At 69.7% G+C, this 14,147-nt stretch carries 15 protein-coding genes; 4 read left to right on the top strand and 11 right to left on the bottom strand.

What is annotated here, in order from left to right; all coding sequences use genetic code 11:
• The first annotated feature begins 140 nt into the window (after positions 1–140).
• On the top strand, positions 141–521 hold the full coding sequence (locus BMW35_RS09055; RefSeq protein WP_089669046.1) for a GNAT family N-acetyltransferase: 381 nt from the start codon (positions 141–143) through the stop codon (positions 519–521).
• A 21-nt stretch (positions 522–542) separates the two neighbouring features.
• On the opposite strand, the gene BMW35_RS09050 is transcribed toward BMW35_RS09055, so the two are convergent.
• The 5 genes from BMW35_RS09050 to BMW35_RS09030 form a co-directional block, all read right to left on the bottom strand.
• The gene (locus BMW35_RS09050; RefSeq protein WP_089669044.1) at positions 543–1,379 is read right to left on the bottom strand and encodes an ABC transporter permease; all 837 of its coding nucleotides are present in this window, start codon (positions 1,377–1,379) and stop codon (positions 543–545) included.
• Positions 1,376–2,287 (bottom strand): ABC transporter ATP-binding protein, encoded by a 912-nt coding sequence (locus BMW35_RS09045; protein WP_089669042.1) that lies wholly within the window; start codon positions 2,285–2,287, stop codon positions 1,376–1,378. The genes BMW35_RS09050 and BMW35_RS09045 overlap by 4 nt, the downstream gene beginning before the upstream one ends.
• 74 nt (positions 2,288–2,361) lie before the next feature.
• Positions 2,362–3,135 (bottom strand): hypothetical protein, encoded by a 774-nt coding sequence (locus tag BMW35_RS09040; protein ID WP_089669039.1) that lies wholly within the window; start codon positions 3,133–3,135, stop codon positions 2,362–2,364.
• A 97-nt stretch (positions 3,136–3,232) separates the two neighbouring features.
• Complete coding sequence (locus BMW35_RS09035; RefSeq protein WP_089670394.1) at positions 3,233–3,487, bottom strand: DUF7967 family protein; 255 nt, start codon at positions 3,485–3,487, stop codon at positions 3,233–3,235.
• Positions 3,488–3,636: 149 nt separating this feature from the next.
• Positions 3,637–4,326, bottom strand: coding sequence for a DUF5518 domain-containing protein (locus BMW35_RS09030; protein ID WP_089669037.1), 690 nt, complete (start codon positions 4,324–4,326; stop codon positions 3,637–3,639).
• A 109-nt stretch (positions 4,327–4,435) separates the two neighbouring features.
• Here BMW35_RS09030 and BMW35_RS09025 point away from each other — a divergent pair, with 109 nt between their 5' ends.
• Both BMW35_RS09025 and BMW35_RS15610 read left to right on the top strand, forming a co-directional pair.
• The gene (locus BMW35_RS09025) at positions 4,436–6,301 is read left to right on the top strand and encodes an excinuclease ABC subunit C (protein ID WP_089669035.1); all 1,866 of its coding nucleotides are present in this window, start codon (positions 4,436–4,438) and stop codon (positions 6,299–6,301) included.
• 70 nt (positions 6,302–6,371) lie between these two features.
• On the top strand, positions 6,372–6,548 hold the full coding sequence (locus tag BMW35_RS15610) for a hypothetical protein (RefSeq protein WP_177170809.1): 177 nt from the start codon (positions 6,372–6,374) through the stop codon (positions 6,546–6,548).
• A gap of 13 nt (positions 6,549–6,561) precedes the next feature.
• Here BMW35_RS15610 and BMW35_RS09020 read toward each other — a convergent pair whose 3' ends face one another.
• The 6 genes from BMW35_RS09020 to uvrB all read right to left on the bottom strand — a co-directional run bounded on the left by BMW35_RS09020 (position 6,562) and on the right by uvrB (position 12,850).
• Positions 6,562–6,996 carry a universal stress protein gene (locus BMW35_RS09020; protein ID WP_089669033.1) on the bottom strand — a complete coding sequence of 145 codons (435 nt, stop codon included), beginning with the start codon at positions 6,994–6,996 and terminating at the stop codon, positions 6,562–6,564.
• A 1-nt stretch (position 6,997) separates the two neighbouring features.
• Positions 6,998–8,080 (bottom strand): sulfite exporter TauE/SafE family protein, encoded by a 1,083-nt coding sequence (locus BMW35_RS09015; protein ID WP_089669029.1) that lies wholly within the window; start codon positions 8,078–8,080, stop codon positions 6,998–7,000.
• A 182-nt stretch (positions 8,081–8,262) separates the two neighbouring features.
• The gene (locus tag BMW35_RS09010) at positions 8,263–9,111 is read right to left on the bottom strand and encodes an ABC transporter permease subunit (RefSeq protein WP_089669027.1); all 849 of its coding nucleotides are present in this window, start codon (positions 9,109–9,111) and stop codon (positions 8,263–8,265) included.
• Entirely contained in the window at positions 9,108–10,076 is a 969-nt protein-coding gene (locus BMW35_RS09005) for an ABC transporter ATP-binding protein (protein ID WP_089669025.1), read from the bottom strand. Before BMW35_RS09005 ends, BMW35_RS09010 begins: the two co-directional genes overlap by 4 nt.
• 128 nt (positions 10,077–10,204) lie before the next feature.
• Complete coding sequence (locus BMW35_RS09000) at positions 10,205–10,717, bottom strand: hypothetical protein (protein WP_089669023.1); 513 nt, start codon at positions 10,715–10,717, stop codon at positions 10,205–10,207.
• Between the two features lie 66 nt (positions 10,718–10,783).
• Positions 10,784–12,850, bottom strand: a complete 2,067-nt coding sequence (gene uvrB, locus BMW35_RS08995; protein ID WP_089669021.1) for an excinuclease ABC subunit UvrB — start codon at positions 12,848–12,850, stop codon at positions 10,784–10,786.
• 102 nt (positions 12,851–12,952) lie between these two features.
• On the opposite strand from uvrB, the gene BMW35_RS08990 reads away from it, so the two are divergent.
• Positions 12,953–14,146, top strand: a complete 1,194-nt coding sequence (locus tag BMW35_RS08990; protein ID WP_089669020.1) for an outer membrane protein assembly factor BamB family protein — start codon at positions 12,953–12,955, stop codon at positions 14,144–14,146.
• Position 14,147 lies beyond the last annotated feature (1 nt).

The raw sequence follows: 14,147 nt of genomic DNA, 5'->3' as shown, positions 1-14,147 counted from the left end.
GATAACTGCTTGCATGGGTGAGAAGGTTGCCGCGCGGGCCGGAGACATTCCGCAGACGCCCAGCGAGCCCGGACTGGGCACCCCGAGTCGGGGTTGCGGGCCGCGCGGGCTTCAAGGGGTTCGGTAGCGTACGTGGTGGTATGCACGTCCGGGACGCGACAGCCGAGGACGCCGACGCGGTGACGCGCCTTGCGTCCACAGACGTCGACGCAGACCGCCTCGTCCGGGACCGCAGCGTCCGGGTGGCGTGTGTCGACGAGGAAGTGGTGGGCTTTCTCGCCTACGACACGTGGCGGGGTGCGGTCCACGTCACGCGGTTCGGCGGCGACGAGGACACCGTCGACGACTTGCTGGGAGCACCCCGGCAGTTCGCCAACCGGGAGTCGCTGCCGCTGGAGATAGTGGTGCCGGAGAGCGAGGACGGGGTCGCGGAACTGCTCGAAGCGGAGGGCTTCGAGGAGACGGGCGACGGTCCGCTGTTCGACGGCGAGCACACACGGCGGTTCCGGTGGACGCCGTAACAGAGCGGGAGGCGGAGCGGCCTACAGGTCGGCCGCCTGGAAGCGCCAGTAGCCGATAGCGGGGACGGCGACGAGCCACGCGAGGAGGATAACGAGCGCCGCCCACTCGGAGAGGAAGAACGGGGCGGAGTCCGGGAAGTAGCTCGCCATGACGCCGTAGTCACCGGGCAGCAGCCGATAGACAGCGGTGGTGAACGCCGACGACGGTGGGATGCGGTTCAGGAGGAGGTACCAGTCCGGGGGCGTTCCCATCGGGAAGAACGAGCCGTTCAGGAGGTAGTGGATGCCCATGGAGACGACGCCCCAGATGACCTCGAAGACGATGTAGAACCCGGCGGCGAGAATCGTCGCTCGGCCGGTGTCTTTGGTCATCGCGGAGAGCCCGACACCGATAGCGGTGAACACGGCCGCGAGCAGCAGCGACAGCACCGAGAAGCCGAGGTACGCCATCGCGTCGAAGGCGTCGTAGAGCCCGAGCACGACGATGGCCGCGACGACGAGGCCGACGAGTACCGCGACACCCATGACGGCGCTGCGGCCGACGACCTTCCCGACGACGGTGTCCCGCCGAGTGTGGGGCAGCGACAGCAGGAACTTCGCGGAGCCGGACTCGACCTCGCTGGCGACGGCTTTGTGCGCCATGACGAGGGCAGTGAGGGGAATGAGCAGCGTCACCGGACCGATGAGGAATGACAGCAGCCTGACGGTGTCCAGTTCGCCGGCCCCAGCGTCGCCGACGAGCGTGAACACGTAGGCCATCCCGGCCATGAACAGGACGAACAGCGCAGTGAGCGCCCAGAGGGCCTTCGACCGGCTGGCGTCCTGGAAGTCCTTGCGCGCGATTGCGGTCCAACTCATGCCGACACCCCCTCGGTGTAGGCGGCGAAGACATCGTCCAGCGACGCCTGCTCGGTGGAGAAGTCGCGGACATCTGCGCCGGTCGCTTCGACGGCGTCAAGCACGTCGGTCTTCGAGCCGCTGTCGGCGCGCACGACGAGGCTGTCGCCGTCGACGGACACCTCGGCGACACCGGGGACGTCGCGGGCGGCGTCGACGGCGGCGTCTGTGGCGGCGTCGAGCGTGACGGTCAGCGTAGTCGAGGTGTCGGCGGCGGCCCGCAGCGCCTCGATGGAGTCCTCGGCGACCAGTTCGCCGGCCTTCAGGATGCCGACGCGGTCACAGACGGCTTCGACCTGTTCGAGGATGTGACTGGAGAAGAACACGGTCGCGCCGCGGTCGGCCTCCTCCGTGATGATGGCGCGCATCTCGCGAGCGCCGTTCGGGTCGAGGCCCGTCGACGGCTCGTCGAGGATGAGCAGGTCGGGTTCGCCGACGAGCGCGATGGCGAGCGCGAGTCGCTGCTGCATCCCCTTCGAGAAGCCGCCGGCCTTGCGGTCGATGGCGTCCGGGATGCCGACGCGCTCCAGGAGCGCCTCCGGTTCGTTGTCGGCGTTCTTCGACTGGATAGCGAACTCGAGGTGCTGGCGGGCGGTCAGGCGCTTGTAGACCTGGAAGCCTTCTGGCAGTACGCCGATGCGCTGACGGATGGCCTGCGAGTCGGCCTGTGCGTCCATGCCGAGGACGCCGGCCCGGCCGCTGGTCGGCCGGACGAAGTCCAAGAGGATGTCGATAGTCGTGGACTTCCCCGCGCCGTTCGGGCCGAGGAAGCCGTATATCTCCCCGTCCTTGACTTCGAGGTCGAGGTCGCGGAGGGCGGTGACGTCACCGTACCGCTTGGTGACGCCGTTCAGTTCGATGGCTGGCATACGTCGGAACGTCTGTATCCGTTTATAAATTGGTTGTGGTGGTTCTCATCGCTAGCGACCCCCGAATCGACGGTTCAGAGTTCGAGGCCGTCGAATCTCTCGGCGGCGACCGCCGTGCCACCGACCGTCCACGCCGCGAGCACGGCGGCACCGACCCACCACGGGAGCGTGCCCGCCAGCGGCGTGACGCTCACGCCACCGGCCGAGAGCGTGAGCGCCGCCGCCTGCACCGGGCTGAGCGCGACGGCCGCGGTCGTGGCAGCGGACGGAGACGACACCCCCGCGACGCTGGCTGCGACGGCGACGACGGCCGGCCAGACGAGCGCGCCGCCGTAGAGTGCGGCGGTGACGCCCGCGGCGAGCGTCGACGACCGGAGGGTCGCGGTGGCGGCGAGCGGCCCGCCGACGAACGCGCCCGCGAGTCCGACACCGGTCAGTGTGACGAGTGCGACCAGTCCCGCGTCGGTGACAGCGCCGGCGAGAACGGCGACGCCGGTCGCCGCGGCGACGGCGACCGCGAGCGAGCCGACAGCGACACCGAACACGCCCGCGGCGGTACCGAGGACGTACGCGCGTCGGGTGTAGGGCAGCGACAGCGTCAGGCGAGCGCGGCCGGTCGTCCGCCGCGTCGGCAGGCTGTCGTGGGCGAGCAGGGCGGCCGTCAGCGGTGCCGCGCCGAGCGAGAGGACGGCGACGGCGGCCGCGAGCACAGTGCTGCCGGAGGCGTCTCCGGCGGCAGCGAAGCCGGCTGCGAGGCCGCCGATGGCGAAGAGCGCGCCGAAGTTCCGGAGCGTGCCGTCGGCGAGGTAGGCTCGGAGGTCGCGGGCGGCGACGGTCCGCCACGTCACGCCACCGCCACCTCCGTGGCTGGACGAGCGAGAGACATGCGTGTTCCTGCGTGAACGGCGCAGAAAAGTCAAGGGTGGCGTTCGCGCGCCCTGCGAGTCAGACCGTGTCGTCGGGGTCGTGTTCCTCGCGCATCCGGGAGGCCTCGTCGCCGTACCGCTCGACGTCCTCGGGGTCGTCGACCGGGTCGAGGTCGTCGGGTTCGACGTTGACGGCGGCCGTCGGGTCGCCGGCGTTCAGCGAGCGCTGCTTGTGGTGGACGTGTTCGCCGTCCGGCGTCGCGTACGTCAGGCTCAGCAGGCCTTTGTCGGTGTACTCGCGGAAGACCAGCCAGACGCGCTCGGTGTCGCTCATGCGTAGGCGTTCGCCGAGCGCGTCCTTCAAGCGTTCGTCGTGTCGGCCGTGTGTGAGGTCCACCCGTGCTCGCGAGGACGGGTCGGCAAGCGCGAGCGACGCGCAAAAGCACGGCAGCGGTGGTTTGCGGTTCGGACGAGACGGCCGGGCTACGAGAGGAAGCCGCCGACCAGTCCGCCGACGGTCGCTAGAAACACGTGGGTGGCGAGGTAGATGAGGACCGAGAAGACGACCAGGAGGCCGATGGAACCGAAGCCGGCGCTAATGCCACCGACGAACACGGCCGCCCAGAGGAGGTACGCGGGCGCGCCGAACACCACGCCGGCGAGCGCGCCGTCGGCGATGGCGCTGCGGTCGGAGAGGTAGCCGGCGACGCCGCCGCCGAGCACCTGCGCGAACGGCACGAACACCAGCGCGGTCGCGAGCAGGCCACCGAACAGCGGCGCGTGCCAGCGCGGGGCCTGGCGGCCGTCGGCCAGTCGCTCGCGGACGCTGCCGCGGTACCGGTAGAACAGGACGGCGACGGCGACGGTGGCGACGCCGGTGAGCACGAATCCCCAGCCCGCCCACGTGAAAGCCGCGTAGACGGCGTCGGCGAATTCGGCCTCCGTGAACGGGAACTCGGCCGTCGACACCTCGGGGTCCGAGAAGAACTCCGCGGCGAAGTCGTCGGCGACCGTCTGGTCGACGCCGTTGGTCAGCGCCCAGCCGAGCCAGGCCCCCAACAGCCCCTCTATCGTGAGCAGGGCGACCACGAGGTAGTCCAGCCAGGTGTCGTAGAACACCGACGAGGGGTCCACACCGCCGGTGTCGTCGGGTGCGTCTGCGGTTGCAGCCATGTGGCGGAACGTGTCGTGACGGACTCGTAAGGGTGTCGACGGTTCGCAGCGCCAGCGACGGCAGCGGCGACCGCGTGGTTGAAAGCCGCGAATCCCCTACTCGGGAGCGATGGACGCCGACGAGGTCAGAGAACGCGCGAGCGACCTGCCGGCGGAGCCCGGCGTCTACCAGTTCGTGGAACGGCCGGCGACTGGCGTCGACGAGCGCGCGAGCGATGCGCGCAGCGCCGACGAACACGAGGGCGACTCTGACGGCGAACGGGACCTTCGGGGCGGCGACGGCACCGTCCTCTACGTCGGGAAGGCGGTAGACGTGCGGGACCGCGTGCGGTCGTACGCGGACCCGAGGAGCGGGCGCATCGCGCGGATGGTCGAGCGCGCGGACGACCTGGCGTTCGCGGTGACGGACACGGAGACGCAGGCGCTGTTGCTGGAGGCGAACCTCGTGAAGCGCCACCAGCCGCGGTACAACGTCCGACTGAAAGACGACAAGTCCTACCCGCTCGTGCAGTTCACGGCCCACGACGCGCCCCGCATCGAGGTCACTCGCGACCCGGACCCGGGCGCTGCGGCGTTCGGACCGTACACGGACAAGGGCCGCGTTGAGACGGTCGTGAAGGCGATTCGGGAGGTGTACGGCCTCCGCGGGTGTTCCGAGCACAAGTACCGGAACCGCGAGCGCCCCTGTCTCGACTACGAGATGGGGCTGTGTACCGCTCCCTGCACGGGCGAAATCAGCGAGGCCGACTACCGGGCGGACGTGGAGTCGGCCCGCCGGTTCTTCGAGGGGGAGACGGGCGCGCTCGCCGACCCGATTCGCCGCGAGATGGAGCGAGCCGCCCAGGACCAGCAGTTCGAGCGCGCGGCGAACCTCCGGGACCGCCTCGACGTCGTCGAGGGGTTCCACGACGGCGCGGGCGCGGCGGTCGCGGCTGGCGGCGACGACAGCGCCGCGACGACGGACGTGCTCGGCGTCGCAGTCGAGGGCGACGCGGCGACGGTGGCGCGGCTGCACGCGGAACACGGCCAGCTCGTGGAGCGCGACCAGCACAGACTGGACGCGCCCGAAGACACCGAGCACAGAGTGGGTGCCGTGCTCGCGGCGTTCCTCGCGCAGTACTACGCCGAGCGCGAGCTCCCGGACCGCATCCTGCTGCCGGAGCCCCACGGCGACGACGAGGTAGCGGCGTGGCTGGCGGCCGCGGGCGTCGAGGTGACGGTGCCGGGAGCGGGCCGCGACGCGACGCTGGTGGACCTCGCGCTGAAGAACGCCCACCGGCGGTCTGGGAGCGGCGACGAACTCGGCGCGCTCGCGGACGCGCTGGGCGTCTCGCGACCCGAGCGCATCGAGGGATTCGACGTGAGCCACGCCCAGGGGAAAGCAGTCGTCGGCAGCGACGTCTGTTTCGTCGGCGGGAGCGCGGAGACGGCCGACTACCGCCGGAAGAAACTCGACGACGAGAACGACGACTACGCGAACATGCGGCGGCTACTGCGGTGGCGCGCCGAGCGCGCCGTCGAGGCCGAACGTGCCAGCGGGCACGCGGGCGACGACCGGCCGGACCCCGACCTCCTCCTGATAGACGGCGGCCGCGGCCAGTTAGACGCCGCGCTGGACGCCGTCGACGACGTTGGCTGGGACGGGCCGGAGGCGGTGGTCGCGCTCGCGAAGGACGAGGAGGTCGTGGTGACGGCGAACCGCACCTACGACTGGGACAGCGACGCGCCCCAGTTGCACGTCCTCCAGCGGGTTCGCGACGAAGCCCACCGGTTCGCGGTCGCGTACCACCAGTCGCTGCGGGACGAGGTGTCGACGGCGCTGGACGGCGTCGAGGGCGTCGGGCCGGCGCTCCGGAAGCGGCTGCTGCGGCGGTTCGGGAGCGTCGAGGGCGTCCGGCAGGCGTCGGTCGACGACCTCCGGACGGTGGAGGGCGTCGGGGAGGCGACGGCGGAGACCATCGCCAGCCGACTCTGAGGAGGGTCCCGCCCGCGGCGTGGGAACGACCATGATATTTATTGGCAGGGGTGGCGTATGCTCCGGCGTAATGAGCTTCGGCGACGGGTCTCGCGGCCGCATCAACGGCGACGGCGGACGGGCCGACGAGAGCCTCGGCTGGCGTCTCGCGCGCCCGCTCTCCCGTGTCGTCGCTCGCCTGCAGCGCCACACCCGCGAGTGGCCGGGCCGCTACGTCGACCAGCAGGCGGAACTGTACGAGAAGTAGCGCCGACGGCTCCTCAGTCGTCCAGTCCCACCGTCAACACCGGGACGGGCGACGTCCGGACGACCTTCTCCGCGACGCTGCCGACCAGATAGTGGTCCAGCCCGGTGCGGCCGTGGGTCCCCATCACGACCACGTCGACGCCCGCCGATTCGGCGTACTCGACGATGGCCTCGTGCGGAATGCCGTCGACGACGGCGGTCTCGACGGACACCTCGTCGGGGAGCGCAGCCGCCGTCTCGCGGGTCGTCGCCTCGGCGCGCTCGCGCTCCCGTTCGTCCCACGCCTCGCCGGCGAGCCCGGCGCTCGGCGACTCGAAGCGGTTGCGTTCGTCGGCCACCGAGACGACGTGGACGGTCGCGTCGAACTGCGCTGCAATCGTGCCGGCGTGTTCGGCCGCCGCGGCCGTCCCTTCGCTGCCGTCGGTCGGGAGCAGAATCGTCTCGTACACGTCAGACACCCCCCGAAGCCATCAGGAACAGCGCCACGGAGATGACGGCGAACAGCGCGCCGACGCCCTGTTTGATTGTCTCCGTGTCCAGCGCGGCGGAGACGTACGGCGCAATCTGGCCGCCGGTGACCGTCGCCGGCACCGTCCAGACGACCATGTTCCACGGCGTCGTCGCGAGGTCCATCGAGTGCCCGCCGACCAGCCCGCCGCCGAAGACGTGGACGAGCGACGCGATGATGGCGGTGCTCGCGACGACGATGTGGTTCGTGCCGATGGCGACCCGGACGGGAATCTTCGAGGACAGCATCGAGATGATACCGAGTTCGCCGATGCCGAACCCGGCCAGCCCCTGGAAGGTGCCGCCGACGCTGTAGTTCGCGAACCGCTTGAGGTAGCCGCTGCGGTCGTACTCGTAGGTGTCGCCGTCGCGAGCGACTCGGGTGACGACGCCGTCGTCGACCCGCACGCCGGCCGGCCCGAGCTTCCCGGGGTCGTCGGGGAGGTTCGAGCCGCCGTCGGCCGCCGCCGGCCGGTCGTCGTCGCTGTCGGCCGTGTCGCCGTGCCCGAGGTCGGCCTTGAACAGGAGGTAGGAGGCCGCGAGCAGGGCGAGCCCGAGCAGCGCGTGGAACACGGGCTCGGGAATGACGAAGGACAGCAGCGCGCCGCCGACGACGAACGGCAGCCCGCCGGCCACCAGCGACAGCGCGAGCCTGCGGTCGACGAGCCCGTACTGGACGAACGCGATGGCGGAACTGGACAGGCCGAAGGACTCGCTGATGAGCCCGATTTTCACGAGCGTCTCGGCCTCCAGCGGCTCCGCGAACAGCGGGAACACGAAGATGAGGAACGGCACGAACAGCGCCGACCCGCTGATGCCGACGGTGTTGACGATGGTCGCGCCCGTGATGAAGACGGGGAACAGCCACCAGTAGTTCGTCCAGTAGCCGGGTGCCGGGTCGCTGGGTGCCAGCGGCCCGAAGAAGACGAACGCCACGAACAGCACGGGTGCGAGGAAGACGAAGACGTGCTGGTACTTCAGAAAGAGCTTCGTGGCTCGCTGCCGGCCGGAGGGCGCGTCGGTCACGCCGCGGACCCCTCCGCTGTGGGCGGCTGAATCGGGTGTCCGGGGTAGCGACGCTCGCTCGCGGTTGCACTCGTCATCGTAGTGCCGGCGGCTATCTGTCCGGCCGCGGAAAAGAGTTGGTTTCTCTGCCGCCGATAGCGGCGAAGACTACTGGTTGCCGGCGTCAGCGGGCCGGTATCGAGTCAGCCGAGCTCCGACCGGCGGAAGGAGGCGTAGCCGACGACCATCGAAATGACCCCCCATCCGAGCATCACGAGGGCGTTGAACCAGACTTTCGCGTAGATTTTGGTGCTCTGCCCGGAGAAGGTCTGTGCGATGCGTTCGTGGCCGGAGACAACCCCCGTGTAGATGATTTCGGTGCTGCGGAGGTACGCTGTCGCGGGCGACAGAGCCTGAATCAGCGACTGGGTGTCCTGCGAGAGGGTGACACCGAGTACGTCGGTAATCGACCCGAGGAGGTCGAGGAGGCTGACGACCGGCAGGAACCCGAACCAGAACGGGACCAGCACGAAGTACGCGACGAACGCGCCGAGCATCGCCCGGGACCGGCTGTCGGTCAGCGCGGACACGCCGACGTAGATGCCCACCCACGAGAACGCGAACAGCAGCGTGACCGCCGCGAACTCCGCGAAGCGGACTACTTCCGGGGCGTTCGAGTAGGTGACGAGTGCGATGGCGAAGCCGGCGACGGTCCCGATGACGACGGCCGCCAGCCCGACGCTCAGCCGGGAGAGCAGCTTCCCGAAGACGTACTGGGACCGCGTGTTCGGCAACCCCATCACGTACTTGATTGCGCCGCCGTCGAGGTCACCCGCAATGGCGAGGTACGTCAGCGGCGCGAGGATGATGGGCAACAGGAGGAACACGAGGAAGGAGACGTCGAACAGCGTCCGGAACGCGAACTGGTGGTTGCTGCTGTTGGCAGCGAAGAGCAGCGCAACGAGTACGGAGAAGACGCCGACGACGCCGAGCACGGCGTACGACCGGCGGGCGTTCGTGAAGTCGTCGCGGGCGACGGTGAGCGTGCTCACGCGTCATCACCCCCGTCGGCGACGGCGGCCGCCTGCGTCGTCTCGTCGCCGGTCGCGCCAGCGTCGGCGTCGCCGGTGTACCGCTCGAACAGCGATTCGAGGGAGGCGTCCTCGATGGCGATGTCGGTCACCTCGGTCTCGGCGTCGAGCGCGCGCAGCGCCGGCATCTTCGCGGCCGGCCTGTCGACCGTGATTTCGAGCGTGGTGTCGGTGACTGTGACGGAGTCGACGCCCTCGACGCGAGCCACAGCATCCGTGTCCGGCACGGACGCGACGTCCACCTCCACGACGGACTCGGTGGCGGTCTGGTCGCGGAGCGCGTCGATGGTGTCGACGGCCACCATCTCGCCCTTGTTCATGATGCCGACGCGGTCACAGACCTGCTCGACCTGCCCGAGGATGTGACTGGAGAAGAACACGGTCGCGCCGCGGTCGGCCTCCTCGCGGACGATCTCCCGGAGGAGTTTCGCGCCCTTCGGGTCGAGGCCCGACGACGGCTCGTCGAGGATGAGCAGGTCGGGCTCGCCGACGAGTGCGACGGCGAGCGTGAGCCGCTGGGTCATGCCCTTCGAGTAGCCGCCGGCGCGGCGGCGAGCGGCCTCGGGCTCGAGGCCGACGCGCTCGATGAGGTGGTCGGGGTCGTCGTCGGCTCCCTTCGTCTCGATAGCGGAGACGACGTGCTCGCGGCCGGTGAGGTTCTCGTACAGCTCGAACCCCTCGGGGAGCAGACCGGTGCGTTGACGGACCGCGCGGGACTGCCGGGTCGCGTCGTTGCCGAGCACCGTCGCCGACCCCTCGGTCGGCTTGAGGAAGCCCAGCAGCATGTTGATCGTCGTGGACTTGCCAGCGCCGTTCGGGCCGAGGAACCCGAACACCTCGCCGTCCTGTACGGTCAAATCCAGGTCGTCGACGGCGGTGAAGTCGCCGAAGCGCCTCGTCAGGCCGTCAGTTTCGATTGCAGGCATGTGTCACCGGATATCGGAACTGCGCGTAAGAAACTACCCACTAGTCTCTTGACCTGCAACAGAAGTGTGTGAGAGATGGTTACACAGGGGTTCGGTGAGGAGGTGGTCCGTCACCTCACGGTGGCCACTCAGGGCTCACGGACGGTGAACGCGAAGCCGAGGGCGGCGACCGGGAGGCTGGCTGCGAGGTGAATGCCGACGAACTCCGGGAGAGACCAGCTTCCGTTGACCACCGCGGCGACGACTGCGGTGACGAGCGCCGTGGCGACGAGCGCACGGGTGAGACTCGATTCCTGTCGCTTCAGCGCAGCGCCGGCGGCGGCGGGCAGTGCGCCGAGTCCGAAGACGAAGTAGACCGCGCTCTGGGAGTCCCAGGTGTAGTCGAACGTCGGTGCCGTCGCCACCACCGCGGCGAGTGCGATGGCAGTGGTCGCCGAGACAGTAGTCGGACGCAGACGGCCCGTGACGGCGACGTGGCCGGCGGTAGCGAGTGCGACCGCAGCGAGAACGGTGACGGGGTACGGCCAGATGTCCGGGACGGCCCCCGGCGGCGATTGCGCCCGGGCTGCGACGAGAATCGCGGCTGCGGCGACGACCACGACCGCGGCTGCGACGAGCCGACGCCCGCGGCGGTGCTGCACGCTCGGGCGGTTCCAGCGAACCCGGCATAAGTCTTGTCGCTAAGATGAACGGTTGCTCCTGTCGGGCTACCAGTCCTCGGCCTCTGGCGCGACGCCGCCGGGGTCCTCGGGCGTGTCGCCAGCGAGGTCGAACTCCTCGCGGAGTTCGCGCATCCGGTCGCGAATGTCGGCTGCGAGTTCGAATTCGAGATTGTTCGCGGCCTCGTTCATGCGTTCTTCGAGTTCCTCGACGAGCATCGCGGCCTCCTGCTCGTCCTCGGGGCCGTCGCCGGTGACCTCGGTGGTGTCGGTCTCAGCGCCCGGGAGGTTCATGTCGCCGACGGCCTTGTCGATGGTGGTCGGCGTGGTGCCGTGCTTCTCGTTGAACGCCCGCTGGATGCGGCGACGGCGGCGGGTCTCGTCGATGGCGTCCTGCATCGCGTCGGTGGTCTCGTCGGCGTACAGCACGACCTCGCCGTTGACGTTCCGGGCCGCCCGCCCCATCGTCTGTACGAGGCTGGTCTCCGACCGCAGGAACCCCTGCTGGTCGGCGTCGAGGATGGCCACGAGGCTGACCTCGGGGATGTCCAAGCCCTCCCGGAGGAGATTGATGCCGACGAGCACGTCGTACTCGCCGAGTCGGAGCCCGCGGACGAGCTCGTGGCGCTCCAGCGTGTCCGTCTCGTCGTGCATGTACTCGACGGCGACCCCGGCCTCCTCGAGGTACTCGGTGAGGTCCTCGGCCATGCGTTTGGTGAGCGTCGTGACGAGCACGCGCTCGTCGCGCTCGACGCGCTCGTCGATGCGGTCCATGAGGTCCTCGACCTGCCCCGTGGCGTCGGCAATCGAGATTTCGGGGTCGACGAGGTGCGTCGGGCGGACAATCTGCTCGACGACGTTCGCGGACTGCTCGCGCTCGTAGTCACTCGGTGTGGCGGAGACGTACAGCGTGCGGTCGGTCTTCTCCTCGAACTCCTCGAAGGTCAGCGGCCGGTTGTCGTAGGCCGTCGGCAGCCGGAAGCCGTTCTCCACCAGACTGTCTTTCCGGGACTTGTCGCCCTCGTACTGGCCCTTGATTTGTGGAACTGTCCGGTGGGACTCGTCGATGACGGTGAGGAAGTCGTCCGGGAAGTAGTCCAGCAGCGTGTAGGGGGCGTCCCCGACCTCGCGGTCCGAGAGGTACACCGAGTAGTTCTCGATGCCCGAACAGTAGCCGGCCTCGGCCATCATCTCCAGGTCGAACGTGGTGCGTTCCTCGATGCGCTGGGCGGCCACCATGTCGCCGGCGCGCTCGAAGTGCCGGACGCGCTCGTGCATGTCCGTCCGGATCTGCTCGATGGCCTGCTCCATCTCGTCCTCGGGCACCGAGTAGTGCTCCGCCGGGTGGAACAGGACCGCCGGCTCCTCGCTCTCGACGGTGCCCTCCAGCGGGTCGAGTTTCGCCATGCGGTCGACCTCGTCGCCCCAGAACTCCACCCTGACCGGGTACCGGCCGTACATCGGGTACACCTCGACGGTGTCGCCCCGAACCCGGAACGTGCCCTGCGTGAAGTCGACGTCGTTGCGCTCGTAGTTCAGGTCCACGAGCTTCGACAGTAGCTGCTCGCGCTCGATGGTCTGGCCGCGCTCGACGCGCAGGCTCATGCCCTCGTAGTTCCGCGGGTCACCGAGCCCGTAGATGGCCGACACGGACGCGACGACGATGACATCGTCCCGCGTCAGCAGCGAGCGCGTCGCGGAGTGCCGTAGCCGGTCGATTTCGTCGTTGATTGAGGCGTCCTTCTCGATGTACTTGTCCGTCTGCTCGACGTACGCCTCCGGCTGGTAGTAGTCGTAGTAGGAGACGAAGTACTCCACGGCGTTGTCCGGGAACAGCGTCCGGAACTCCTCGTAGAGCTGTGCGGCGAGCGTCTTGTTGTGCGCGATGACGAGCGTCGGCTGCTGGAGTTCCTCGACGGTCCAGGAGACGGTGTTGGTCTTCCCGGAGCCGGTCACGCCGAGCAGCGTCTGCTTCTGTGCCCCGTTTTCGTACCCCTCGACCAGCTCCCGGATGGCGTCGGGCTGGTCGCCCGCGGGGTCGAACGGTGCCTCGACGCGGAACGGCACGTCGGCCTCCGGTCGGTCCGGCTGCAGGGGACCGCTGGCGTCACTCATTGGCAATCTGTAGGGGCGGGACGTACTTCAGGAGCGTGCCCGAGCGACGCGGACCGCACCGTGCCGCCAGACACTTGCCGGGTCGCTTCGAACCCCGGCGCGATGCCCTCCAGACGCGACCTCCTGAAAGCCGGCGGCGGCGCGCTCGCTGTCGCCGCTGCGGGCGTCGGCGCGCGCTGGGGCGCGTGGACGCCGGCCGTTCACTCCCCGGCCGAGAACACGTGGCCTCAGCACAGGTACGGGCCCGGGAACACGGGCTACAGCCCCGACGCCAGCCCGCCCGGGTCGAACCCCGTAGCCGTCCAGCGGTACGACACCGGCGAGTCGGCGAACACCGTGGTCGTCGACGAGGACCGGATGTACGTCGGCACCGAACACTCGGTGTGGGCGTTCGAGCGCGGCGACGACCGCCACTCCGAGTGGGACGAGCCCGGCAACGGCTGGTGGCTGGCGGTCGGGAGCGACGCCGTCGTCGCGGCGGGCCGCGGTCGGGTCACTGGCTTCGACCCGACGACCGGTGAGGTGCTGTGGGAACGCCGGCCGGAAGCGTCCGCGTACGGCGTCTTGGTCGGCGAGCGGACGGCCTACGTGGGGTTCCGCGGCCGGCTGGTGGCGTACCACCTCGAATCCGGGGAGCGTCAGTGGGTGCTGGACGCCGACGGCGAGGTGTTCCCGGGAGTCAGTGACGGCCGCCTGGTCGTCGGGGGTGACGGGCTCCGCGCGTTCGAGCCGCGGGGACCGCTGCGTGGCGTGCTGGCCGACGCCCCTCGGAAGGTCTGGGAGACAGACGAACCGTTCGGGGGGACGCACCCCGTCGACACCGGTGACCACACGCTCGTCGGAACCCAGACCGGCCTACAGACGCTGACCTGCGGGCTGGCGGCCGTCGGCTCCGACGGCGGAATCGACTGGCAGGTCGAACTCGGGAACAACGCGGGTCGCGTGGCGTTCGACGGCGAGCGCGCGTACGCCGTCTCGATGCGGTACGACGACGGCGAGAGCGGCGTACACTACAGCGACGACACGACGCTGCACGCGCTCGACCCGGCGACCGGCGACGAACTGTGGTCGTTCCAGCGCGGCGGCTGGTTCTCCTCGCCGGTCGTCGCGGACGGCACCGTCTACGTCGGTGAGGCCGGCAGTCCGAACGGGAACGGGAACCTCCACGCGCTCGACGCCGAGACGGGCGACCTGCTGTGGACGTTCGACCGAGCCGAGGGCGTGAACGCGCTCGCCGCGGTCGGGGACGTGCTGTACGTCGCGACCGACGGCGGTCGCGTGCTCGCGCTCGCGTAGC

The organism is Halobacterium jilantaiense (assembly GCF_900110535.1).
In the GTDB taxonomy this organism is placed as follows: domain Archaea; phylum Halobacteriota; class Halobacteria; order Halobacteriales; family Halobacteriaceae; genus Halobacterium; species Halobacterium jilantaiense.
This window is presented reverse-complemented; position numbering and strand designations above follow the sequence as displayed.